General features: G+C 35.6%; 18 protein-coding genes. 10 read left to right on the top strand and 8 right to left on the bottom strand.

From position 1 onward, the window contains the following. On the top strand, positions 1-147 hold a 147-nt coding region (locus A3EM_RS42480), incomplete at its 5' end, for an ATP-binding protein (RefSeq protein ID WP_020529031.1). A gap of 311 nt (positions 148-458) precedes the next feature. On the opposite strand, the gene A3EM_RS42485 is transcribed toward A3EM_RS42480, so the two are convergent. The 4 genes from A3EM_RS42485 to A3EM_RS0114965 all read right to left on the bottom strand — a co-directional run bounded on the left by A3EM_RS42485 (position 459) and on the right by A3EM_RS0114965 (position 4,083). Next, positions 459-1,037: a Crp/Fnr family transcriptional regulator gene (locus A3EM_RS42485; RefSeq protein WP_020529032.1), complete on the bottom strand. Its 579-nt coding sequence runs from the start codon at positions 1,035-1,037 to the stop codon at positions 459-461. A 241-nt stretch (positions 1,038-1,278) separates the two neighbouring features. Further along, positions 1,279-1,875, bottom strand: coding sequence for a class I SAM-dependent methyltransferase (locus A3EM_RS42490; RefSeq protein ID WP_020529033.1), 597 nt, complete (start codon positions 1,873-1,875; stop codon positions 1,279-1,281). 11 nt (positions 1,876-1,886) lie between these two features. Continuing rightward, on the bottom strand, positions 1,887-2,795 hold the full coding sequence (locus tag A3EM_RS0114960) for an NAD(P)/FAD-dependent oxidoreductase (protein ID WP_020529034.1): 909 nt from the start codon (positions 2,793-2,795) through the stop codon (positions 1,887-1,889). Between the two features lie 436 nt (positions 2,796-3,231). Continuing rightward, positions 3,232-4,083, bottom strand: coding sequence for an AraC family transcriptional regulator (locus A3EM_RS0114965; RefSeq protein ID WP_020529035.1), 852 nt, complete (start codon positions 4,081-4,083; stop codon positions 3,232-3,234). 988 nt (positions 4,084-5,071) lie between these two features. Between A3EM_RS0114965 and A3EM_RS48500 the strand changes: the two genes are divergently transcribed. Further along, positions 5,072-5,212, top strand: a complete 141-nt coding sequence (locus A3EM_RS48500; protein WP_020529037.1) for a hypothetical protein — start codon at positions 5,072-5,074, stop codon at positions 5,210-5,212. Between the two features lie 39 nt (positions 5,213-5,251). On the opposite strand, the gene A3EM_RS0114980 is transcribed toward A3EM_RS48500, so the two are convergent. The 4 genes from A3EM_RS0114980 to A3EM_RS0115000 form a co-directional block, all read right to left on the bottom strand. After that, entirely contained in the window at positions 5,252-5,749 is a 498-nt protein-coding gene (locus tag A3EM_RS0114980; RefSeq protein ID WP_020529038.1) for a DUF4625 domain-containing protein, read from the bottom strand. A 127-nt stretch (positions 5,750-5,876) separates the two neighbouring features. Further along, positions 5,877-6,380 (bottom strand): DUF4625 domain-containing protein, encoded by a 504-nt coding sequence (locus A3EM_RS0114985; RefSeq protein ID WP_020529039.1) that lies wholly within the window; start codon positions 6,378-6,380, stop codon positions 5,877-5,879. A gap of 26 nt (positions 6,381-6,406) precedes the next feature. Beyond that, on the bottom strand, positions 6,407-8,842 hold the full coding sequence (locus A3EM_RS0114990) for a TonB-dependent receptor (protein WP_020529040.1): 2,436 nt from the start codon (positions 8,840-8,842) through the stop codon (positions 6,407-6,409). 460 nt (positions 8,843-9,302) lie between these two features. Then, a complete protein-coding gene (locus A3EM_RS0115000) occupies positions 9,303-10,130 on the bottom strand; it encodes an alpha/beta hydrolase (RefSeq protein ID WP_020529042.1) in 828 nt (275 codons plus the stop codon). A 58-nt stretch (positions 10,131-10,188) separates the two neighbouring features. Between A3EM_RS0115000 and A3EM_RS0115005 the strand changes: the two genes are divergently transcribed. From A3EM_RS0115005 to A3EM_RS0115040, 8 genes are all read left to right on the top strand, one after another. Then, the gene (locus tag A3EM_RS0115005) at positions 10,189-10,596 is read left to right on the top strand and encodes a winged helix-turn-helix transcriptional regulator (RefSeq protein ID WP_211211974.1); all 408 of its coding nucleotides are present in this window, start codon (positions 10,189-10,191) and stop codon (positions 10,594-10,596) included. A gap of 883 nt (positions 10,597-11,479) precedes the next feature. Beyond that, complete coding sequence (locus A3EM_RS0115010) at positions 11,480-14,224, top strand: carbohydrate-binding protein (protein WP_020529044.1); 2,745 nt, start codon at positions 11,480-11,482, stop codon at positions 14,222-14,224. Between the two features lie 294 nt (positions 14,225-14,518). Next, positions 14,519-15,163 carry an RNA polymerase sigma factor gene (locus A3EM_RS42495; RefSeq protein WP_157637905.1) on the top strand — a complete coding sequence of 215 codons (645 nt, stop codon included), beginning with the start codon at positions 14,519-14,521 and terminating at the stop codon, positions 15,161-15,163. Positions 15,164-15,209: 46 nt separating this feature from the next. Next, the gene (locus A3EM_RS0115020) at positions 15,210-16,223 is read left to right on the top strand and encodes a FecR family protein (protein WP_020529046.1); all 1,014 of its coding nucleotides are present in this window, start codon (positions 15,210-15,212) and stop codon (positions 16,221-16,223) included. A gap of 185 nt (positions 16,224-16,408) precedes the next feature. After that, a complete protein-coding gene (locus tag A3EM_RS0115025) occupies positions 16,409-19,861 on the top strand; it encodes a SusC/RagA family TonB-linked outer membrane protein (RefSeq protein ID WP_245576511.1) in 3,453 nt (1,150 codons plus the stop codon). Positions 19,862-19,873: 12 nt separating this feature from the next. Next, positions 19,874-21,658, top strand: a complete 1,785-nt coding sequence (locus A3EM_RS0115030; RefSeq protein ID WP_020529048.1) for a RagB/SusD family nutrient uptake outer membrane protein — start codon at positions 19,874-19,876, stop codon at positions 21,656-21,658. Between the two features lie 151 nt (positions 21,659-21,809). Then, a complete protein-coding gene (locus A3EM_RS0115035) occupies positions 21,810-22,823 on the top strand; it encodes a hypothetical protein (RefSeq protein WP_020529049.1) in 1,014 nt (337 codons plus the stop codon). 35 nt (positions 22,824-22,858) lie between these two features. Continuing rightward, complete coding sequence (locus A3EM_RS0115040) at positions 22,859-23,980, top strand: glycoside hydrolase family 88/105 protein (RefSeq protein WP_020529050.1); 1,122 nt, start codon at positions 22,859-22,861, stop codon at positions 23,978-23,980. Positions 23,981-23,983: the final 3 nt, after the last annotated feature.

Consider the following 23,983-nt stretch of genomic DNA (forward strand, 5'->3'; position numbering starts at 1 on the left):
ATCATCAGTTCACAACTCCCAGTGGCAAATTGGTATGATATCATAGGGGATAGTACCGTGGCCGATGCACTACTTGATAGAATGATACATACTGCCCATCGTATCGAATTAAAAGGAGAATCTTTGAGAAAAAGAAAAATGAAATGATTTATGTAAATTTGTTAAACCTCAGCCTAATTTTTTAACCTAAACTACAGAGCTGCTAAAAAAGGGTGGATCACTATCGTAATTACACGGGTCAGTATCGTAATATTTTACAAGTTTGTGCTTTAAGAGATTGATTAATAAATAGTGCGCAAATAATTGTGAGCACCGAAATGATTTTTTTCATCTTTGTAAAATTTGAATTAATAATAATACAAAGGTCAATCTCGGTTGCCTGGAAAAAAATGAACTGTATTAAGAAAAACTCTTAAACTAGATTAAGTTTTTGCGGAAAGGTTGTTCCGAATTTTGGACTAAAACTCTGGGGTCATACCCAGGTAGGAAGCGATTACCTTTTGAGGGACTCGTTCAATCATATTTGGGTAATACCCCAATAACTCTAAATATCTTTCTTCTGCTGTCTTGCTTAAATTTGATAAAGCTCTCATTCTTGAGAAGGCGAATGCCCTTTCTGTGGTAATTCTAAAATATTCACTCAAGGCGTGAATCTCTTTACAAAGTCCTTCAATGTCATCATAAGCCATTTGCAGAATTATAGAATTTTCCATTGCTTCAACGAAAAGTGTAGCTGGTGTTTGAGTTATGTAGCTGTAAAAATCACTGACAAACCAATCTTCCATTGCGATTTGAACGGTATGTTCTTTACCTTCATTATCAATGAAGTAAGACCTAAACGAGCCTTTCTGTACGTAATTTCTATATCGGCTTACATAATTCGGCTGGTCAATAAATTGTCGTTTTTTGATTTTACTGACTTGGAAAATGGATATTAGTTTTTCCTGTTCATCCATTGTTAGTGTGACAAATCTGTTTATGTTTTCGAGTAAGTTTTTATATAGTTCCAATTTTAATTCAAATGAGCTACCATCCACTATGGAGTTTATTTTTCAAATATCTCCAGGATCAAATATCTAAATGATCTTATGGACTCACAATCTTTTCTGGTCCTTTTTTGATAAGAGCGTGTTTAAAATTTAGGTTTTCAAGCGAAACAGTTAAAATATAAACATGCTCTTATAGGTGTATAAATTTCAGCACCAGAGTCATTAGGATTCAGGTAGGACTCAATTGGCGGTAGTTATTACTATTATTTTTTTTGACCAACAAATCTGGTTACAGAGCCTTTCCAATATGGTAAAGCCCTTCGTTTAATTCTACTTCTTTTTCCTCCAATTCAATAATCTCATAATTTTTAAAATCCGACATCAGTTCATCTGTTGAAAATAAGGAATCTAAGTCAGGAGGTCCTCCAATCCCAGGGTTTTCATTCCGGTATTCAAGGTGGTTTGTACCGAAGGCCTCAAATATTATTATTCCTCCTTTTTTTAATTTTTTGTCGAGAATTTTGTGGTATTCTGATTTGATATTGGGTGGGAAATGGGCATAGATTAATGCTATTCCATCAAAATATTCATCCTGATATTCTAAGTCAGGAAGTAAGCCAACTTTATAATCAATAGATACATTATTTTCATTTGCAAGTTTCAATGCCTTATTTTTCCCTTCGATACTGATGTCAAAGGCGTGAACATTCCATCCAAGTTTGGCAGCAAAAACACTATTTCTACCTTCACCATCGGCACCAAAAAGGATAGTGCCTGTCTTCAATTTACTAAGTTGTTCTTTTAAGAATTCATTAGGCGCTGTGCCATAGGCATAATCCTTTTCTTTATACCTTTCATTCCATCGTTTTAGCCAATTGTCTATCATAATTATCAGTTTTAAAATTGTTCCAATACAAATTCATTATTCAACATCATACCTGCAGTAGTTCCCATTGAAACTGCATTTGCAACCGTACGGATTCGGGTGGTGTTGTCACCAGAAGCATACATGTTTGGTATACTTGTTTGCTGTAAATGGTTGGTTTTGATGTAACCTTCCTCTGTCAGTTCGCAACCTAATTTTTCCGGAATTTGGCAATGCTGCTCAAATGGCCTTTTAGTATAAAAAATTTGGATTGCCATTTTTGAACCGTCCCTGAAAAGGATATTTTGGACATATCCGTTTCTATGCTCAAATTTTTCAATTTCCTTTTCAACAATTTTGATTTCATGCTTTCCAAGTGACTCACTTTGATCTACGGTCAAAGTGGATTTTCCATTGGTAAAAAGCGTTACATCTTTTGTCCAGTTTGAAATGAGTTTTGAAAACTCAAACCCATATGCTCCATTTCCTAAAATGCCAGTAGGTTTATTTTTCACTTCATATCCATGGCAGTAAGGACAATGAAGAACCGAAATACCCCAACATTCCTCAAAACCTTTGATTTTTGGCATTATGTCTTTAATACCTGTTGCAAAAATCAATTTGGTAGCAGAAAACTTGTCCCCCGATGAGATTTGAACCTCAAAACCGTTTTTGGTTTTTGTTGCATTGATTGCTAGTCCGCCAATAAAGTGAACCGTATCATATTCAGCGACCTGCTGTTTACCCATAGTTGCTATTTCATGTGGTGTTTTTCCGTCTTGGGTTAAAAAATTATGAGAATGTGGCGTTTGCCTGTTGCAGGGTTTTCCACTGTCTATTACAAGTACCTTTCTCAGTGCTCTTCCTAATGCCATTGCTGCGGCAAGCCCCGAATAACTTCCACCGATGATTATTACATCAAAATGTTTTGTTTCTGTCATATTTTTAGATTTTTGAAGTTCTTTGAATCCGAATATGCTTATTCATAAGCACACTGAAATTTTGGTTAAGGTTTTTTCAATTCACTAATAAAAACCAGTAATTCATGGATGGTTACTGCCCGATAAGCGGTTGGCTTTATTTATTTCAAAGTTTTCCTTTTCTTAAACATTTGTAAAATGCTATACTTTGATACCCAATGCACCTACGATTCTAGTTTTTATTTTTTTTTGTTTATTTCTTCGGCAAAGTTATTTCGGTTTTTAGGGTAGTGTGTAGGACAAAAACCAAGTCGAACAGGACTTATTTAAAGATTCAGCTTTAAAATGCGCTACATTTTTTTTGCACTGTAAAAGTCTAAGAATGCAGGTAATAACAGACCTGTAATTAAAGAATGGAAAATAGGTTTAGTAAGACGAAAGTCGGATAGAAAGGGGATTACTTGAAGTTCTTCCTAAAAGTTTCGGGTGAAACTCCAGTGTGTTTTTTGAAAAATCGGATAAAGTATGAAGTGTCTTCATAACCCAGATTGTAGGCAATATTATTAACTTGATTGCTTGTTCCCAATAAGTTTCTTTTGGCTTCAAGTAAAACTTGTTCGTTGATGATTTGCGAGCAGGTCTTCCCAACAGTTTCTTTGGTTATTTTGTTGATTTGAAAGGAAGAAAGGTGCATCATTTCAGCATATTCAGCGACTTGTTTGTGGGTTAAAATGTGGTTTTGTAATAGTTCAAAAAGTTCTTCAATTCGCTGCTGGGAATATTGGTTTTCATTGTTTGTAATCGTTTTCGGGCTTTGACTTTGTCTTACAATTTCGATGAAAAGAATTTCCAAATTTGCTTTGATTACTTCTTTATATCTGTCCTGTTTTTGGGTGTATTCCTCATAGATGTAAGACAAAAGGGAAAGTAATTTTTTAAACTTTTCAGAATTGAGAGGACAGTGATTTTTATAGCTAACTTTTCGCAATAATAAGTTTGTGGGTGTTTCTTTGGGTGAATAAAAGTCTCGGTTAAATTGTATTAAAAAACCTTTACTCCCTTTTTTGAGAGTTAGTTGGTGTACTTGTCCGGGGCGCATAAAAAAAACAGAATGGTCGCTAACGGAATATGGAGTAAAATCAATGACGTGTTCACCACTTCCGATTTCTATAAACAAAGCAAAAAAGAAATTGTGCCTGTGAAGTTCCTGAACCATGTCATTTTCAAAAAGTAAGTCTTCGAGTTTTATGATATTAAAACTTTTTGATGGGTTAGGTTCTTTAATCTGTCTTACAGGAATTTTTTCCATTAAGTTTTCTATTGATTTTTGTAATGACTACGAAGTAGTAATTCAAAATTAATCGTGTATTATTTTGCCATAAAATACTGATAGAGAGATTTTTATTTCTCGGAAATAATAGCACGAGTGCTTAATACCCAACTATCCTCCGTAAGCTGGACTTTTAAAATTTCTGCTAAAGTATCCAATCAAACAAATTTTACAAATAGCTCAGTGAGTTTATGGATAATTGTGTCTGTGTATTATGATCGATGCTGATTCTTTGTTGCTTTTGGTGATCAAACTACAGGGAAGAGGTTCATTAGTTAAAGACAGAAATACTATCTTTTAGAAGAGCATTTAAAATTTTTAAACCGAAATAGCTAGTTCTGTTATCAAACCTATTTTCATTATTCTTCAACTTCTTAATTTTCTATACCATCCTGACTAACATATAACTTACAATGAGTAATGTTACCATGTTTTAAGGCAGTTTTCGATCCTGGCTTACATATATAATAATACATCCAGGTTGTCACTAAATTATAATGGAGTTTTTGGCTGATAAAAGCGAATATGGTCCTACAAATGGACCATAGAATGGACCATAAAAACCACTATCACAGTCTCATAAAGCATATTATGGACCATATTTCGAAAAAAATGGGAACATTTAATGGTCTATAAAAACAAGTTAATTTACTGGTTTACAGTAATTTATAAAAAACAAGACTCGGGGGTTGCCCGATCCCATCTTGCTTACAATTCTCCTCCCCCATCTCCCCGCTGCTTGTAACCAACTTATCAGTTGCAATATTTACCTTAAGAACAATAATTAAATCAAAATTATTTGGCTTGAACTTTCCAGTGGTGAGCTTAGTTTTGTTATTGGTAATTAAGGTCATCAATTTCTTCCAATCTTTTACCTAACAAGCTTTATTTTGTTTAGTATAATTGATAAGAACACCTTAATAAAAATTCCACTAAAGGATATTTTTATTTACATGAAAACCTGGAAGTGTTTTTAAATTCCAGAGAGGCCTTTCATCCAAGTGTGCAACATAACTTTCTACATGGAATGAGTTATTGGAATTTAGAAGAAATGATGTGGGAAAGAGGTTTGGAAGTAGATTATACCACTTTGTATGGATGGGTTTAAAAATACAAACACGCCCCAAAATATATAAAATGCTAGGCTTTACCGATGCATCATTTTTATTCCTATTCCAAACTGTGTTGTCCATCCTTCCTGGTCAGTAACACTTAGATTAAAATGGTAATCACCCTCATCATATAATTCCCCACTAGTATTAGAAGAAGGAATAGTAATGGGTAAATCTGTGATATATTCATTTTTCCCTATTGGAATATCGTAAGTTTCGATTAGGATATAAGGGTTTTCCGGAGTCTTTTTAGGGTTAAGGTTACATTCCATTACTTCTGTGCTATGCGAATGATGGTCAAAATTATGGTGAATATCAATACTATACGAGCCTAGTTCGATGTTATCAGTTAATCTAAATTTTATAGTAAAGGACTCACCAAAATATATTGTATCATTACAACTTGTAGGGAAAGCTTCAGGAATGGTGATGTCTATTTCGGGTTTTTCGGTATCTATCTCGTTGTCATCCCCACAAGAAAAAAGTATTATTGATAAACCAATGATTACAGATAATAACTTTAATGTTTTCATTTCAAAAAGATTTAAAAGGGCAGACCATTTAGTTAGTCTGCCCTAAATGAGTTTAAGATATTCTTAAATGGCAACAATGTGAAAACAAAGAGTTTCCATTTACTCTTTTGCTACATCGAATACAAACTTATTCCTCCTCTTCTTCTATCATTAGGTCTGCATCAATTGAACCGGTGTTTCCTAGTTGATCGACTACAGTCATGTGAAAATGATATTCACCCGCTTCCATATTTTCCGGAATATCAATATGCTCGTGGAACTCTGCATTTTTTTGTCCTTCATATTTTGTAGTATATTCCAATTCAATTTCATCGATATGATCTTCGTCTTCATCTTCATGGTCATGTTCTCCTTCCAGATGGATTTCAATCGTGATTTTATCAATTTTGCCTTCAGCTAAAATATCAGCTTCCATATGCATATCCTCACCAATATGAGCTACAAAACCATCCTCATGGTCGTGATCATCGTCATGATCATCCTCATCTTCATCGTCATGATCATGACCTCCTAACTCAAGATTGGAAATTGTAGGGTTAGGAACTGCTTCATCATCATCGCTACAAGAGGAAAAACATACAACTGCCGCCATGGCAAGAAAAAACATAACTGAGTTAAATTTGAAATTCATGGGATTGAAATTTATTGTTAAAAAAATTAGTTTGCATTTGTTATTACCGAAAATGGGATAGAAACATTAATGACAAAGTTTCTACTTGGTTCCGGTACATTTATAAGTCTGTAATAACTCATATGATTAAAATACTTAGTATTCAATAAGTTTTGAATTTGAATAGAAATATCTATGGTTTGATTTTTCAATAATAAGTCACCTCCCAAACCAAGATTAAATACCTGAAAACCATCTGTAGGCTCTTCTGGTGGTACAATGTTATTTTGAGTGGCTGTAAGTCTGTAATCTAGAGATACGAACGTATTGGTTAAGAATGCTAATTGTGGTTTATGATATTTTATATTGAAAATAGCAGAGGCCGGAGGTGCAAATGGTAAAGTAAAACCTTTCTTTTCCCCTGACAACTGCTCTGCATACACATACTCCCCTATTAAACCAAGCTGTAAATAGTTAGTAATTTCGTATCTGGCATGTATTTCCCCACCAAATCTGAAAACTTCGCTCTCGGTATATTCAAAAACTTGATTTCCAAATCCATAGAGTCTATCAAATCTGGATGTTGGATTTAGATATAAATAATTTGAAAAATAATTGATAAATGGAGATACACCAACCCCAAATTTTTTAGATTCATATTCTATTCCTGCATCTAACTGATAAGAAATCTCTGGCGATAAATCCGCATTACCCACTTCATAGCTAAAACGATGATAGTTCACCCCATTCGCAGCAAGCTCTTTGGCAATGGGCATCCGGAAACTTTTGCCAATATTAAACTTGTAGGACCACTTATCGGGATTGTAATTATATCCGATGGACCATGAAAAATTGGAGAAATTGCGGCTTAAATTCGCTGATCTCTGTAAATATTCGTATGTGGTGGTATCACCATTTTCCAAAATAGGCGAAGCAAACCAATCATTGTATTGAGCAGTATTTATGTTGCCATAATCATATCGAACTCCTGCTTGAAGAAGACTTTTTTCAGAAAAATTATATTTTGCAACAAAATAACCACCTAGATTTAATTGTTCAAAGGAGGGAATAATAAAACCACGTCCACCAATTTCATTATCCATATATTCAGAATTAATCCCTGTATTTAGCTCTATTTTATTAGATAATCTATAAAGGAATTTTATATTCGCAGAATATATATCTTTATCAAATTGACGTTCAATTTCCGGATTAAAATCCAAAGATTCAGGAAAAACCGCAGGCATATAACCGTGCTGTGTATAAACACTCCACTCTTCTCTAAAATTGTTTTGGAAACCTAAATCCAACTCAAGTTCCCAGTTTTCCGACCAAAGGGAACTCCTATTGATAACTTTAAAATGATTTGCCTTGTGATACGGATACAATATGTCTCGACTTGACCTGTCATGCTCTTCGTGATCCACATTTCGAGGTTCTAAACCATGAGCATTCGCAAAAAATCCCCCCTTGCTATTGACATTGCTTACATAAAATCTACTTTGAAATCGATCTTTAATAACTCCGAATGAAGTATGAAGATTTTGCTCCTTACCAGCTGTATTACGTAAATGATTTTTATACAAGGGCACACGAAAATTATAAATATCTACACTATCTGTCGGGACTCTATAGTCTCCAAAATCAAGTAAAGTAGCTCTTACAATAGCAAAAAGGTGCTTTTTTCGGGCAAACAACGAAACAGAAGTACCTAAGAAATTATTATTCGTTTTACCTGATAAATCTATAATTCCACCGAACGAGTTTTCTGCCGGAACGCTTTTGTTTTTCATGTCAACAACCCCTCCAATTGCATCAGAACCATACATAAGGGAGGATGGGCCTTTAATCACCTCAATATTATCCACTGCATATTGATCAATTTCAAGACCATGGTCTGCACCCCATTGTTGGGCTTCATGTTTAATGTTGTTTTCCACTACGACCACACGGTTGAAACCAAGACCTCGAATAACAGGTTTTGACTGTCCCGAACCAATATCAATAGTGGTTACACCTGCTAGTCTTTCAAGGGATTTCATTAAGCTCCCACCCAGATTTTGTTTCAAATAATCATCATCAACAACATCAATATTTAGTGATGTTTCCCTTTTCTTATGTTCTGCATAATTATCTTCAACCACAACCTCCTCCAACTTAATCGAAGATTCTTTTAATTGAAATTTAAATTTTTTGTTTTTTTTAAAAGAAACCTCCTTTACTAATGTTTCATACCCTAAAAAAGAAACCTCAACATTGTGCGTACTTTCCAATAAATTTTCAATCCTAAAATAACCATCAGCATCGGTTACATCACCTCTTTTGATGGCATAAACCATTACAGAAGCACCTGTTATAGGCTGGTTGTTTTCATCAACCACAACACCCTCGAACTGGTAATATGTTTGCCCGTATGAAAAGCTGTACAGAAAACCCATACCTAAAGCAAACACTAAAATTTTTATACTATAACTTTTTATCATGAACGCAAATGCTTCTTCAACTTCTGCATAGCAAATATTAATGCAACAGTGTTGCAAAAGTATAAATTAAATTTATTATGAGCTAATCGAAATAAATTATTATTTCAATTAGTTTAAGTATTCTTCCGAATATGGATAAAATTGAGCGTGAACTAACTCATCATGGATTAGAAAATTGATTACATTAATTTCTTTGCTTTTCGTGAACCAAACAAGTGAATAAAAGTCGTGTTTGGGCGGCCATTCTCCATTGGCTCTTCTCTCCCTTCAAAATCCCGATCAAGAAAAATTTTTCTTTTGGATTGGATATAATAATGTCCGATATGGAATATTCTTTCAGGGAAATATTTGTTTTTATTTTATAAAGCATTTAACCAGCTTGACGGCAAAGGCTGATTTAACAAAGGTGTCTGATTTGGACAAAAGCGATTGTATTTTCTTACATTTTGGATACCTGTTTTTATTCCGTTATTAAATTTTGCTTGAAATAAACAAAATGATATTCAATAGATTTAGCCCAATATTCCGTGTTGTGTTCTCCAGGTTGAATTGAATATCTAATAGGCAGTTTTTTCGACAAAGCTAAATCTTTAATTATTAGAGTATTAGAAAGCAAAGGGTCTTCCAAGCCACAGTCTACAAAAAATCCTTTAGCAAAGTTCTTATGGCTTTTAAGTAAAAACGAAATACTAAATTTTTTCCAATCATTTTCCTTTTGGTTACCTAGGGTCTTTTCCAAATCATTTATCATTCGTTCACTTCCAAAGAAATTCAGACTGATTTTTTTAAAATTATTATACTCTAATTCCAATGCTCCACTTGTTGAGGCTGCGGTATTGAAAAGGGAGGAATGTTTAATAAAAAAACTTAAAGCTCCATACCCCCCCATACTCAAGCCTGTGATAAAAATATTCTTTTCATCAATGTTGTATTTTTTCAAGATTTTTGGGAAAAGTTCTTTGAAGAAGAAATCTTCATATTGCAAGTTTTCAACATTTGGACTATTTAAATAATAGTAGGCAAAGCCCTCCGGACATACTAAAATCATTTGGTGATCAGTGGCCAATTTTTTTAAATTGGTTGTTTTGTTCCATTGTTTATAATTTTCACTATATCCGTGAAGCATAAAAACCAATGGATAATTTTTTGAAGTTTGATAATTATTTGGTTTTTGTACAAGAATTGGAACTTTTCTTTCAAGGTTTTCTGATGAAACTCTGAAAATTTCTTGTGCAAAAAGTGATTGTGTCAAAACTATAATTAATGGAACTAATACGATTTTTTTCATTTTTTGTATTTTTGACAAAGGTCTTCAAACACTGTTTTTGAAACAATAACTAACAAAATTGTTAGTCTTTAAACTATTGATTATGAGGAAGAAACAATCAACTAATTTTGCAAATGAACAATTTTTATTTCAAGTCTGTGAGTTGAATTCAGCAATTGCGATGATAAGTGGTCGTTGGAAATCTCAGATTGTCTATTCCATTTCTCAGGGAAATCATCGGTTTCATTTATTACAGCAAGAACTGCCTAATATTTCAGAAGCAGTTTTAGCAAGGCAACTTAAGGAATTAGAAAATCACGCCATTTTGCTGAAGCAGGAAATTCCAAATACAGTTCCTGTTGGAATTCAATATGTTTTGACTAATAAAGGTTGGGATTTAGTTCCTATTCTTGAAAGCCTTTGTAATTGGGGAAAACTGTATTCTGAGGGCAAAGAAATTTCAGCTCGTATTATTTCGGAAATTTAATTTTCCATTTTATTAATCTTTCCTACTTTTCGCATTGATAAGTCCCTCCTTCCGTTGCCTCCCGGATCTTGAATTTGGGTATTTAGTAAGTCTTGTGGTAAAATGTTAAATAGCGTTTGGGTAGTCTTTTTATTTCAAGTAAAACTGCCCATCCCAAAAAATTCTTTATAGTTCCATAGCCCCACTACCCCAACGAATTTCTGAGGTTATGTTTATATGTTTGCCCAATGGGAATTTTCTGTTCACCCATCAACACCTAATGATTATTTTTTATTATTTCCTCTTTTAAGTGAGTAGGTTTTAAAAAAGCTTTTCTCTTTTAGATTAAAGCTATGAATAAACACAAATAAGTTGATCAACTTATTAAGATTTCTCAAACCATACAATAGGTCGTAAATCCGGGCTCTAAATAGAACAAATATTTGAAAGATCGGATAGCCACCATAAAAAGGTAAAAGTGGAGCCAAACATGCACTTTCGACCTGGGGAAGATATTGCCAAAACTCAAGGAACTCAGAACTTTTTGAAAATTTTGATGAACAAATATTTATGATTTACCAGGCGGAGGTAACCCAAAAGAGAACAGTGGAAACTCGAGTTACAGGCTAAGGTAAACAGAAAAATATTAGGTCAGCAGGAATTCATAAGAAGAAGCTTCAGTATATAAGATTGCCTTTAATTGATTGGTAATATAGTTTTTAAGGTAAGCACATTTAATGATATTTCAAATCCAATGCAAATCATAAATATGCCTATTACTTCCGAGTGTTGTGAGGACCATTTCTGGTGAGATTTCTTTTACAAAGCACAAAAGTATTACAGATAGAAACGACTATAACTTATTGATCCTGAATTAAAACTTAACTAAAACCTTATCATTATTATGAAACATTCACTTACGTTTTTTTTCTTTTTAATATTAAGCTTACAGCAATTATTTGCTCAAATTGAAGTGACCGATTACGGAGACATTCCTGCCAATAGAATAGCTGAAAATGGATGGCAAAATTTGGAATGGGATGATTCTGGAAGTTGGACCACTATTGATGTAACCAATCATGGCATTACTCCAGGTTCATCACAAGATATCGTAGACAAAGTGGAAGCAATTATTGATGGGGGCAGCGGAAAACGAATACTGAATTTTCCTGCAGGGACTTTTCAGATCAAATCCACATTAAATATTTCTAAAGGTGACATTCAAATTGTTGGAGCTGGAAGTGCTACTAAGTTTATGCTTGAGGGAGGCAGTACACCTGGGAAAATATTTGCTGGAGGCTCAAGATCAGGCAACTACACTTTGCAAAATAATGTGTCAAGAGGCGATAATACGGCTACTCTTAATTCAACAAGTGATTTAAATGTTGGAGATTATTTTATTATTTACCAGGCAGGTTCCGTAACCAGGCCCGGTGCAAGCGGAGATGAAACACAGATATTTAAGATTATCGGGAAATCCGGTAATACACTTACATTAGATATGAAATTTGGTATCCCCTTTTTAAAAGATCATGCTAGAATTGAAAAATGTAATTATAAGAAAAACCTTCGTTTTCATAACTTTTATATGGAAATGACCACTGATCCATCTTCATCTGGAAAAGCGGATAATATGGCTTTAAATACGGTGCAGAATGTAGAAATTTCTAATATAGAAAGTAATAAGGCCTATGCTACACATATTCAGATTTTTAGAGGTAGAGAGGTAATTTTGCACAGTAATAATTTATATGGTAATTATGGAGGTGGCGGTGGCTATCAATATGGAATTAAAATAAATTTTAGTACCAATTGCCATATCATTAATAATGTTGCTTCTGATTTACGTCACCATTTTGCTACCCAATATGGTACTGATCACTGTGTAATTGCATATAACAGAGCGCTTCCGCCTTATAACCATTACGCAGATTTCGGTCAACATAACTCCAAAGGTTGTCATAATAATCTTTTTGAAGGAAATTATGGAAGTGAGATTTACGATGATGCCAATCCTTTAAAGAGTTGGGGTACCAGGTATACCATGTGGTTTAGAAATCATGCAACCAGTAAAGTTGGTAGCGAAAATGCCTATGTGGAATATATGAGCATTATTGGCAATGAACTGACTGGTGGAACATCTGCAATTAAAGAGGGTAATCCTGGAGAAAATACTTTTACAGCAGCAAATATTGTAGATATTGATGGCGAGGGAGGAAATGGTAATACCCTGTGGGGTGATTTAGCCTCTGACGCTGATATTCCGGCCTCTTTATTTTTGGCAAACAAACCATCTTACCTTAATAGATGGCCTTATTATGGGCCTGATGATTCTGGTTCTACAGAAGATGTTACTCCACCTGTGGTTTCTTTTAACCAACCAAGTGGGGATATAAATGTAGATGTTGATTATAGCGATTTGTATGTGCTTGTAGATGCTACAGATAATACAGGTGTAGAAAATGTAGAATTGTATATTGACGGTACCTTCATTAGGACAGAATCGGTAGATCCATACGAATGGGGGCATGGAGGCAGAACCGAAACTTTAGGTTTATCGGAGGGGAATCATACCTTTACTGCAGTAGCAAAAGACGCTGCTGGAAATTCTGCTTCAGAAAGTATTACCGTAACTGTAGGAAGCCCGGCCATTCTCCCTATTGTTAGTTTTAATTCACCTTCGGGAGATATTACATTGGAGGCGGGCTATGATCAACTCATTGTGCAAGTGGGTGCTTCCGATGCTGACGGATCAATTTCTTTTGTTGAATTATTTATCGATGGCAATTTAATCAGACGTGAAAGTGTTGCCACTTATGATTGGGGGCATGCAAATTCTCCCAATCCTGACGAATTATTAGGATTAACCCCAGGAGTACATACGATGACAGCAATTGCCACAGATAATGAAGGAAATATAGGAGAGGCTTCCATTACCATTACAGTAACCTCACCAGTAGATAAAATAATTTCAGGACAAATAGAAGCGGAAGAATTTGATCGTCAGGATGGGGTACAAATTGGTACAGGGGATACTCATGACGATGCCATTGTCGGGTATATTAATACAGGAGATTGGATGGAATACGATGTAAACGTACTGGAGCCTGGGGATTATATTGTGGAAATTCGCTATGCTTCTAGATTGAATGGTTTAAATTTTCAATTACAATTTGATGGGGTTACGGTTGATAATGTAAGTGAAGCGGCTACCGGTGACTGGTCTTCTTATACCACTGTTTCCAGAAACATCAATATTCCGTCTTCCGGGGTTCAGATAATGAAAATTAATTCTACTGGAAATGGATATAACCTTAACTGGATAAACTTTTCAAAGGTAAACACTTCTTCTTCCAGAGTTGCGGTCTCAAAATCTAAAGTTACCCCTACAAAAAAAGAAAGCTCAGAGCAAAATATTTGGGTCTATCCTAATCCAGCAAATAATTATTTCAATATTAGTTTAGGAAATATTTCCAATGCCGAAATATCAATTTTTAATTCGAATGGAAGTTTGCTATATAGAACTCAAACAAACCAAAATACCATAAAAATTCAGGCCGGTAATCTATTTACCTCAGGTTTATATCTGATAAAAGTAAGGGATAATTTTAGTGGAGTAACGAAAACGCATAAATTGTTGATGAAATAACAGTTTGTATTAAATCCGATTTGGTAATAAATCATTTGTTTTACAGGATCAGTAAACTTAAGTATCATACCTCACTGGAAGATAGTGAACACTACGGAATTTTTGTTAGCCTTGAAAAAATTTAATGGAGGTTAGGTGTGGTATAAGGAAGAGTAGGTTATGAATGCCTTCTTATGAAGACATTCGTAACCTGCACCTCCAATTTTTTTTACCTCCTCAACTTTGAATCTAATCGACAAGCTTTGTTTAGAATTTTATTTTTGGTACTTTAGGAAACTCCCTTAAGTAATGAAAATGAAAACTACTCTATTTAACAACATTTCTGGTGATGAAAATTCTGATCAACTAAATAACAATATACTTTCAGATGAAGAACTTTGGACTGATCTTCAGGGAGGAAGTAGCATTGCTTTTCACCAAATCTACCAGCGGTATGTGCAGGTTCTGTTTAACTATGGAAAGAAATTCACCAATCAAAGGGAATTAATAGAAGATTGTATGCAAGAGCTATTTACAGGGCTATGGAAGTATAGAGAAAAATTGGGATCTGTAAAAAATCTTAAATCATATTTATTAATTTCTTTTAGACGAAAGCTTATCCCAGAGTTGCAAAAGGCTAATCGGTTAACTGAAATTAATAAAAAAAATGTCCGATTCGAAATAGTTTTTTCTCCCGAACGAACCAAGATTAATGAGGAAAGACAGTTAGAACAAAATCAAAATTTATTAAATCAACTTAATAGTTTGCCGGAAAGGCAAAGAGAAGCATTATACTTAAGGTATTATGAGGGGCTCTCTTGTCAGGAAATAGCAGAAATATTTGAAATGAATCCTCAATCTGTTTATAATTTACTCAATCGGGCGATTAATCTTTTAAAAAAGAGGTTGCTTATCTCTATTCTGATTTTATTTTATATTTTTTTCCATCTAAGTGAGTAGGTTTTAAATAAGTGCCTCTCTTTTAATTAAAAGAGCATTTAAAACCATGAATAAAGAAAAACATGTTGATCAACTCATTGAGCATCCTCAATTTCAACAATGGGTAAAAAATCCAGATTCCCAATCGGATAAATATTGGGAAGAATGGATGGGTGACAACCCTGAAAGAGTAGAGGCTGTTGATTTGGCTAAAAAAGTTCTTCTTTCCATCAGTTTTAAGGAAGAAAACATGGTTGAGCGTGAGGTGGATGTTTTATGGAACAAAATTAAAGTGGGAGTTCAGGAACCATACCCTGTACATGTAAAAACATCTTCAAATCCATTATGGTGGAAATATGCTGCGGCAATTACTGCGATTTTAGTGTGTGCCTTTGCCTACCTGGTGTTTATTCAGAATGAAAAAGAGGAGAATAAAACAGCAGTAGTCTACCTGGAAAAAACCAACCAATTAGGGCAAAAAGCTACTATTTTTCTTGGAGATGGAACTGTGATAAAGTTAAATTCTGGAAGCACCCTAAAATATCCGAAGGTATTTAACAATGATGAAAGAGTAGTGTATTTAGAGGGGGAAGCCTTTTTTGAAGTGGCAAAAAATCCTAAAAAACCATTCACTGTAATTTCTGGAAAAATCCGGACAAAAGTATTAGGAACTTCTTTTAATGTAAGGGCATACCCTGAAGATAACAAAGTACAAGTTGCTGTTTTAAGTGGGAAAGTTGGGGTAAAAGTTCCTTCCAAAGAGAGCCTGGTTTTATTACCCAATGAAAGTGCAATTTATAACAAATCGGAATCAGAAGTTAAACATGCAAAAGTTGACATGGAAAAAGAATTGGCCTGGAAAGACAACATTATATACTTTAAGAATGCTGACTTTGAGGAAATCAGGAATGTTTTAGAAAGATGGTATGGGGTTAATTTTTTGCTTAAAAAAGATGTCAAAATAGAATATGACTTTACCGGAAAATTTGAAAACAGGTCCCTGGAAAGTGTTTTGGAAGGTATTAGTTTTTCATTGGACTTTCAATTTGAAATAGATAAGGACACAGTAGTAATTTTTTAATAAATAATTCAATGCAATATGGAATATAATTATCAAAATAGTTCATAAAAAACAAGTGAACATATCAGTAAAGGATTACTGACAAAAACTACCTGATTGCCTCAATCTTGGGGAAGAGGGAGGGCAATCAAAGTAGTTGAAACTTGAAATTGATGAAAGTTTATCACCAAAAACATAGTAAAAATATGAAATTGAAAATTATACGGCAAATAATTATGATGTCAAAATACGCCATAATTGGAATTTTTCTTCAATCTCTTTTGGGTAGCCTGCTCATGGCCAGAGAAGGTAAGGCTCAAAATAGTTTAGAAGAGATTTATGTGAGCATTAATCTTCAGAGTGCCAACTTAGAAGAAACCTTTACAAAAGTTGAAAACCAGACAGGTTTTAATTTTTCCTACAGGAGAAATCTTTTGCAGAATGCTGAAATGATAAATATCAATTCAGAGCACGTTTCTGTAGCTGACCTTTTAAAGATGATTTCAAAAAAAACAGGGCTAAGATTCAAAAGAGTAGATAATACAATCCATGTGAAGGATGTGGGCATTTTGAAAAAAGCTCCCAAGAATTTTATTGACATTGATATTAATCAAATAAAAGTTGGGGGTAAAATTACTTCGAGTGAAGATGGAGAGCCACTTCCCGGGGTGAGTGTACTAATAAAAGGGACTACCACTGGAACTACCAGTGATATGGATGGAAATTATTCTTTAGCTGTCCCTGAAGGTAGTTCACTAAAGTTTAGTTATATTGGATTTACTTCTCAGGAGATTGTGGTCGGAACGCAATCTGAGATCAATATAGTTTTGGAACAGGATCTGGAGCAACTTGAAGAAGTAATTGTAGTCGGATATGGCACTCAAAAAAAAGTAAACCTTACAGGTGCAGTGGATGTTGCCTCAGGGGAAAAACTGGAAAGCCGGCCTATTATCAGTGTGGGTCAGGGCCTGCAAGGATTAATTCCGAACTTAAATATTACAGTTCCTAATGGAGATCCTTCCCAAGGTGCTCAATTCAATATTAGAGGGTACGAATCTATCAATGGAGGTGCCCCTTTGATTTTAGTTGATAATGTTCCAATGGATATTAATAGAATTAATCCTGAGGATATCAAAAATATTACCGTACTAAAAGACGGTGCTGCTTCCGCCATATATGGAGCTCGTGCGGCCTTTGGAGTTGTTTTAGTAGAAACAAAGCAAGGCAAAAAGGGAATAAATGTAAGTGTAGGGTCTCAGTTTTCCTGGAATAAACCTATATGGCATGTTGAACCATATACCAATGGATATGAGTATGCTTTGGATAGAAACTTAGTTCAGGAAAGAGAGGGACAAAACCCTTATTATGGTGAGGATTATATGATCAGGCTAAAACAATATTGGGATGATCCTGCCAATAATGATCCTTATGCTGTAGTGGACGGAAGGTTTGAACAGTATGGTTTAACTGGAGTGAATACTGAGTTATTGGATAATGTATCCCCAAGACAGAAGTATGATGTATCTATTTCAGGTGCATCGGATAAAGCCAATTATTACACTTCTTTTGGATATTTAAATACTGACGGATACCTGAACAGTGAAGGAAATGATAATTTTAAACGCTACAATATCCTTTTGAAAGGAGACTTCCAGGTAGCGGACTGGTTTGCAATTAACCAACAGGTAACAGTAAATATTCAGAAATCCGATAAACCTTCTCAATCCAGTATCAATGATTTAATCAGAACCGAACCAATTCGGGCTTTTGTGGTACCAAAAATTGAAGGATACGAACAATATGAAGGCATGTTTTGGGATAACCCATTTACCATAAAGGCCGATTTGGCACAGGGAGGCAGGGAAATTTATACCAATCAGGATCTATGGATGAATACAGGAGTTACCCTGACACCCATAAAAAGGTTAACTGTAAAAAGTAATTTTTCCTATAATATATTCAATCAGAACTTCCAAAGTTCGAAATTGCCATACCAATTGGTGAGTTTTGAATTGGACCAGGCAAACCCTTTGTTTACTACCGGTGATGATGTAATAAGTATTCGAAAACAATACAATCAGTATTATGTCTGGAATAACTATGCAGAATATTTAATTGAAGATTGGAGCAATCATTATATCAAGGCAATGGTAGGTTATAACCAGGAGTGGGGATATAACTCAACAATAAATGGTTCTTCAGGTACGGTGATCTCTCCACAAATAACAGATATTGGGGCTACTAGTGGCTTGCAAACTATTGGAGGAGGCCAGAATAGGGCAACGATCAGAGGAGTCTTTTACAGGTTCAACTATATTTTTAAAGACCGATATTTATTTGAAACGAATGGTAGATATGATGGTACTTCCAGATTTCCCCAAAATGATCGATTTGGATTTTTCCCTTCCGTTTCAGTAGGTTGGAGAATTTCTGAAGAAGGATTTATGGCTTCTACCAGATCCTTTATTGATAATCTGAAAATCAGAGCCTCATATGGATCATTGGGAAATCAGAACATTAGGAAATACCGAAGTAAGGCGCAGGATTATTATCCATATATCCCTACCATGAATAGCGGATTTTCATCTGTGATTCTCGGTTCTGGTCAGATTCCCTTCATTAATCCTCCTGGGCTGGTAAGTCCAACACTGACGTGGGAAGAAGTAGTGACCCAAAACATAGGGATAGATCTGGCGCTATTCAATAGTAAATTCCAGGTTTCTTTTGACATTTATGCCAGGGATACCAAGGATATGTTATTAAGACGAGAATATCCAATGGCTCTGGGTACAGCTCCACCGGCTGAAAATGGAGCAGACCTTCGGACAAAAGGATGGGAGCTGGCCATAAAATGGAAAGATAATGTAAGCACAGATTTCAGCTACTTTGCCGATCTAAACCTGGCCGACTGGACAGCTGAAATCACCAAATATGATAATCCTACAGGAGCCCTTTCTGAGTATTATGTAGGACAGAAACTTGGGGAAATATGGGGATACGAGACTGTAGGAATGATTCAGGATGAAGAGCAACTGGCGAATATTCCTGATCAATCTCGGTTAGGGAATAATTTTATGGTTGGTGATCTTGAGTTTGCGGATTTGAATAATGATGGCATCATCAGCCAGGGAGAAAATACAACCAGTGATCCGGGTGATAGAAAAATTATTGGAAATAACAGTCCAAGGTATACCCTGGGATTAAATGCAGGGGCAACTTATAAAAGTTTTTCATTAAGTGTATTCTTTCAGGGAGTTGCCAAAAGAGATTACTACCCAAGTGCAGGAAATTGGACCTGGTTTTTCCCATGGAGGTCAAGAAATGGAGATATTTCATGGCCACAAAATTCTTGGACTCCTGAAAACAGAGATGCCTATTTCCCCCAGATGCAATATGATGCAAAGAATTTTGTGTCACAAACCAGGTATTTGCAGAATGCTTCTTATATCCGGTTAAAGAATATTACCCTGAGTTATAACCTGCCTAGAGATTTGGTGAGTAAAATCGGGTTATCGAATTTGAGAGCTTATGTTGGGGCTGAAAACTTGTGGGAGGCAACCAAAATCCGGAAACCATTGGACCCTGAATATGTTTTTGATAATTCCATAAACTATCCGCTATTCAGGAGCTACACCATGGGTTTAAACTTTAATTTCTAAAATCGAAGAATCATGAAAAATATTTTGATGAAATATATAATCTCCCTCTTGTTGTTATTGATTGCAACAGGTTGTGATGATAATTTTTTGGAACAGGCTCCATTAGACGAATTGAGTAATGAAACCTATTGGAGAACGGAAACTGACTTGAAGAACTACAATAATGGGCTGTATAACCGAGCCAAGGATGACGAAAAAATTCCTATTTTAGATGGCCTGAATACCGAAGGTGTAAAGTTTCAAGGTGGAATATGGTGGAATGATCAGTTCAGTGATAACCTGGCTCCTACTCATGCAAGATCAAATGAATTCACCAAAATAAGGATGGGATACCATGTAGTAGAAAATAATGCAAGGTTACAAGGTTATAATTCAGAAGGGTGGGCATTTTTAAGAGCAATCAATTTTGGTTTGGAAAATTATGATCGAGCGGAACTACAGGAAGAGACCATCAATAAATATAAAGGCGAAGCCAGACTTTTTAGAGGATGGTGGTATGCAGATAAAGTTTCCAGATTTGGAGATATGCAATGGATTGACAGATCCCTTAATATCGATGCAGAAGAACTTTATGCAGGGCGCGATGACCGGGAAATGGTAATGGATAAAGTTTTAGCTGATCTTGACTTTGCTGTAGCTCACCTGCCGGAAGATTGGGGTGATGGTGAAGACCCCGGAAGAGTGGACAAGTGGGTAGCATTGGCTGTAAAATCCCGAATTTGTCTTTTTGAAGGAACCTGGAGAAAATACCACGGTGGAAGTGATCCGGACAAATGGCTGACAGAATGCGTAAATGCATCTTTGGAATTGATGAATAATGGCGGTTTTACGCTCTATAATACAGGAAAACCAGATGAAGATTACCGGTATTTACTCTCTACCCAATCGCAGGTAGGAAATCCGGAGGTCATTTATTGGAGAAAATATGAGCCGCTTATAAATGGTCATTTCGCTTCCAGGCTGTTTTGGAATTATAATGGTGGAGCAACAAAAAGCTTTGTAGATGATGTACTTTGTGAAGATGGGTTACCCATTTCCCTTTCACCACTTTATGTGGGAGATGATTCCATTGAAACTACTTTTATGAACCGGGATTTACGCCTTAGACAATGTGTATTACATCCGGAAGATCAGGCAAAAATGGACTATGCAAGGGACCCTGATCGTGCCTATCCGATTATTACCGGTCAAGACGGGGGAGGAAGAAACCGCTCCAATACAGGCTATCATGTGGTAAAACACTGGAATGCAGAAGATGAGGGCTCGCCAAGAGATCAGCATAATTGTGCGCCTCCGGCACTCCGATTGGGCGAAACCCTATTAAACTTTGCCGAAGCAAAGGCGGAATTGGGAACGATTACTCAGGCTGATTTGGATATGAGTATTAACCTTTTAAGAGAAAGAGTTGCTATGGCACCCTTAAATATTAACCCTCCGATGGATCCCAGGTATGCTAATGATGGATTACCTTCAATCATTATTGAAATCAGGAGAGAAAGACGTGTGGAGCTATTTTTAGAAGGTCATCGATATCACGATCTCAGAAGATGGAAATGGGGTAAAAAACTGACCGAGTCTGACCTTGGAATTCGGTGGGATGAGGCAGCTAAAACCCGATATGCAGGAGCAGATGATAATGTAGAAGTAACCACAGTAGATGGCGTACCTTATATTGATGTGAGGAAAAACGGACCATATTGGCCTCCGGTTTTTGATGAAAATAAACATTATTTATGGCCATTACCGGTTAATGCCATATCCCAAAACCCGAATTTAGGCCAGAATCCAGGCTGGTAAATTGCAGTTTTGAAAGAGGAGGAATTCAATGTTTAATTCCTCCTCTTTATTTTTTTTAGAACGAATAGTAAATGATCCTGACTTCCATGTTTTTAAAAGCATGATATTAATGAAGAAGTTTTCTATTCATTATTTTAATTTAAATTCATAAATGAGAAAAATACCTACCAACAAAGTCTTTCAACTTATTATTACCAGCTTTTTAATCTTAAACTTTTCCGGTTGCAATGAAAATGAACCCGAACCAGACAATAGTTTACCTATCCCGGAATTGAGATTAATTACTGTGAATAGCACAGATTTAAAGATTGATTGGGAAGACCTGAAAGATGCGACCGATTACCAAATCGATGTGGCTTTGGATGAAGGTTTTACGGAGATCCTACCGGATTACAATGGCTTCAAAGCATCGAATTCTGAAATTACCATTCAGGATTTAACTCCATCCACAACTTATTTTATAAGGGCTCGTGGCCTATTTGAAGGCGAAAAAACATCTGAAAATTCCAATGTAATTGAAGCTGTAACTGCTGAGGCTATAGCCTGTAATGACCCTTCAAAATTTGTGTTTATTGAAAAAGATGGCGTAGTAAAAGTTGAATTTGAAAATGCGAAATTTGGCAATGGCTGGGAACTTAAAACAGGAAATGTCAATACTTCCGGGAGGGGTTATATGGTTTGGAACAATGGAGATTTTTTTCCTAGGCCAGGTTCCGATCTTGCCACATTTAAAATTAAAATTTCTACTCCAGGGACTTACCAGTTTATCTGGAATTCGGCTGTTACCATAGGAACAAATGGCACAGAGCATAATGATACCTGGCTCAAATTTCCGGATGCAAGCGATTTCTATGCAGAAAAAAATGGTACTAAAGTGTATCCAAAAGGAAGTGGCAAGACTCCTAATCCCGAAGGTGCTTCACAAGATGGCTGGTTTAAGGTATATCGTAGCGGAAATGATGTTGATTTCAAATGGCAGGCTAGAACCTATGATAACGATCCTCATTTAATTTATGTAATGTTTGATGAAGCCGGGACTTATACCATGCAAATTTCAGCCAGATCCTATGGTCATGGAATAGATAAGTTCGCCTTATTCTTAGAATCACTGGATGAATCCACCGTAACAAATACTGCAGAATTTAGCGAGGTGATTTGTGAGTGATTGGAAATTTAAAGAAATAAATTTTAAAATACCGTATGAATAATTGTTTAAAACCTATACCATTTTTAATTATCATTTTAGGCTTTATAGCCGGCTGTAATACCCCTAAAAAGGGTATTACGGGTCTAGATGATCAAAGTGCCATGATTAAGGCCCTTGAATGGCAGGAAGCCAATCCAATATTTGCCAAAGCGCCCACCGACTGGACAAATGGTGCGTATTACACAGGGGTCTACCGAGCCCACAAAGTCACTAAGGATGAGCATTTCCTCAATGCGCTCAAAGATATGAGTATTCGAAACGAATGGAAACCCTGGGAACGCTTCTATCATGCCGATGACCTGACAATTTGTGCCTCTTACCTTTACTTAAAATCCATTGGCATAGATGGTGTGAATCTACAACCCACCGGTAGCATCATTAAAGATCACCTGTACAAGCCTCATGCCTGGAAAGAAGGAACCGCAAAAGGAGGTAAAATTATATTATGGTGGTGGTGTGATGCTTTATTTATGACTCCTCCTGTACTTACAGCTTACGCCAAATTGAAAAATGATTCTACCTATCTTGATATGATGCATAAATATTATCTGGAAACATATGAATTACTTTTTGATCAGAAAGAAAAATTGTTTGCCAGAGATTTAAGATATGTGTGGAAGGGAGATAGTAGCGATTTAAAAGAGGAAAATGGTAAGAAAATATTCTGGTCGAGAGGCAATGGCTGGGTAATAGGCGGATTAGCTTTAATTCTGGACAATATGCCAAAAGATTACAAGCACAGGCCATTTTATGAAGATTTGTTTAAAACCATGGCAGGACGGCTTAAGGAAATCCAACATGAGGATGGGCTATGGAGAACCAGTTTATTGTCACCAGAATCCTATAATCATGGGGAAGTAAGTGGAAGTGGATTTTTCACTTTTGCCATTGCCTGGGGAATTAACAATGGCTTGTTGGAAGAAAATACTTATAAACCTGTAGTTCAGAAATCCTGGAAAGCGCTGAGAGGATGCCAGCAGGATAATGGAATGGTGGGCTGGGTACAAAACATTGGCGATTCCCCAAAACCCGCAAACAAAGACAGCTGGCAGAATTACGGTACAGGTGCTTTTTTATTAGCGGGTAGCGAAATGATAAAATTGCATAAAAACTAAAAT

It is taken from the genome of Flexithrix dorotheae DSM 6795 (genome assembly GCF_000379765.1).
Taxonomy (GTDB): domain Bacteria; phylum Bacteroidota; class Bacteroidia; order Cytophagales; family Flammeovirgaceae; genus Flexithrix; species Flexithrix dorotheae.

Bases quoted from the DNA above. Each gene is read 5' to 3' on its own strand.
- A3EM_RS0114980 (WP_020529038.1), bottom strand. From the start codon at position 5,749: ATGAAAACATTAAAGTTATTATCTGTAATCATTGGTTTATCAATAATA.
- A3EM_RS0114960 (WP_020529034.1), bottom strand. From the start codon at position 2,795: ATGACAGAAACAAAACATTTTGATGTAATAATCATCGGTGGAAGTTAT.
- A3EM_RS0115030 (WP_020529048.1), top strand. From the start codon at position 19,874: ATGAAAAATATTTTGATGAAATATATAATCTCCCTCTTGTTGTTATTG.
- A3EM_RS0115035 (WP_020529049.1), top strand. From the start codon at position 21,810: ATGAGAAAAATACCTACCAACAAAGTCTTTCAACTTATTATTACCAGC.
- A3EM_RS0114985 (WP_020529039.1), bottom strand. From the start codon at position 6,380: ATGAATTTCAAATTTAACTCAGTTATGTTTTTTCTTGCCATGGCGGCA.
- A3EM_RS0114990 (WP_020529040.1), bottom strand. From the start codon at position 8,842: ATGATAAAAAGTTATAGTATAAAAATTTTAGTGTTTGCTTTAGGTATG.
- A3EM_RS0115040 (WP_020529050.1), top strand. From the start codon at position 22,859: ATGAATAATTGTTTAAAACCTATACCATTTTTAATTATCATTTTAGGC.
- A3EM_RS0115025 (WP_245576511.1), top strand. From the start codon at position 16,409: ATGAAATTGAAAATTATACGGCAAATAATTATGATGTCAAAATACGCC.
- A3EM_RS42495 (WP_157637905.1), top strand. From the start codon at position 14,519: ATGAAAACTACTCTATTTAACAACATTTCTGGTGATGAAAATTCTGAT.
- A3EM_RS0115020 (WP_020529046.1), top strand. From the start codon at position 15,210: ATGAATAAAGAAAAACATGTTGATCAACTCATTGAGCATCCTCAATTT.
- A3EM_RS0115010 (WP_020529044.1), top strand. From the start codon at position 11,480: ATGAAACATTCACTTACGTTTTTTTTCTTTTTAATATTAAGCTTACAG.
- A3EM_RS0114965 (WP_020529035.1), bottom strand. From the start codon at position 4,083: ATGGAAAAAATTCCTGTAAGACAGATTAAAGAACCTAACCCATCAAAA.
- A3EM_RS42490 (WP_020529033.1), bottom strand. From the start codon at position 1,875: ATGATAGACAATTGGCTAAAACGATGGAATGAAAGGTATAAAGAAAAG.
- A3EM_RS0115000 (WP_020529042.1), bottom strand. From the start codon at position 10,130: ATGAAAAAAATCGTATTAGTTCCATTAATTATAGTTTTGACACAATCA.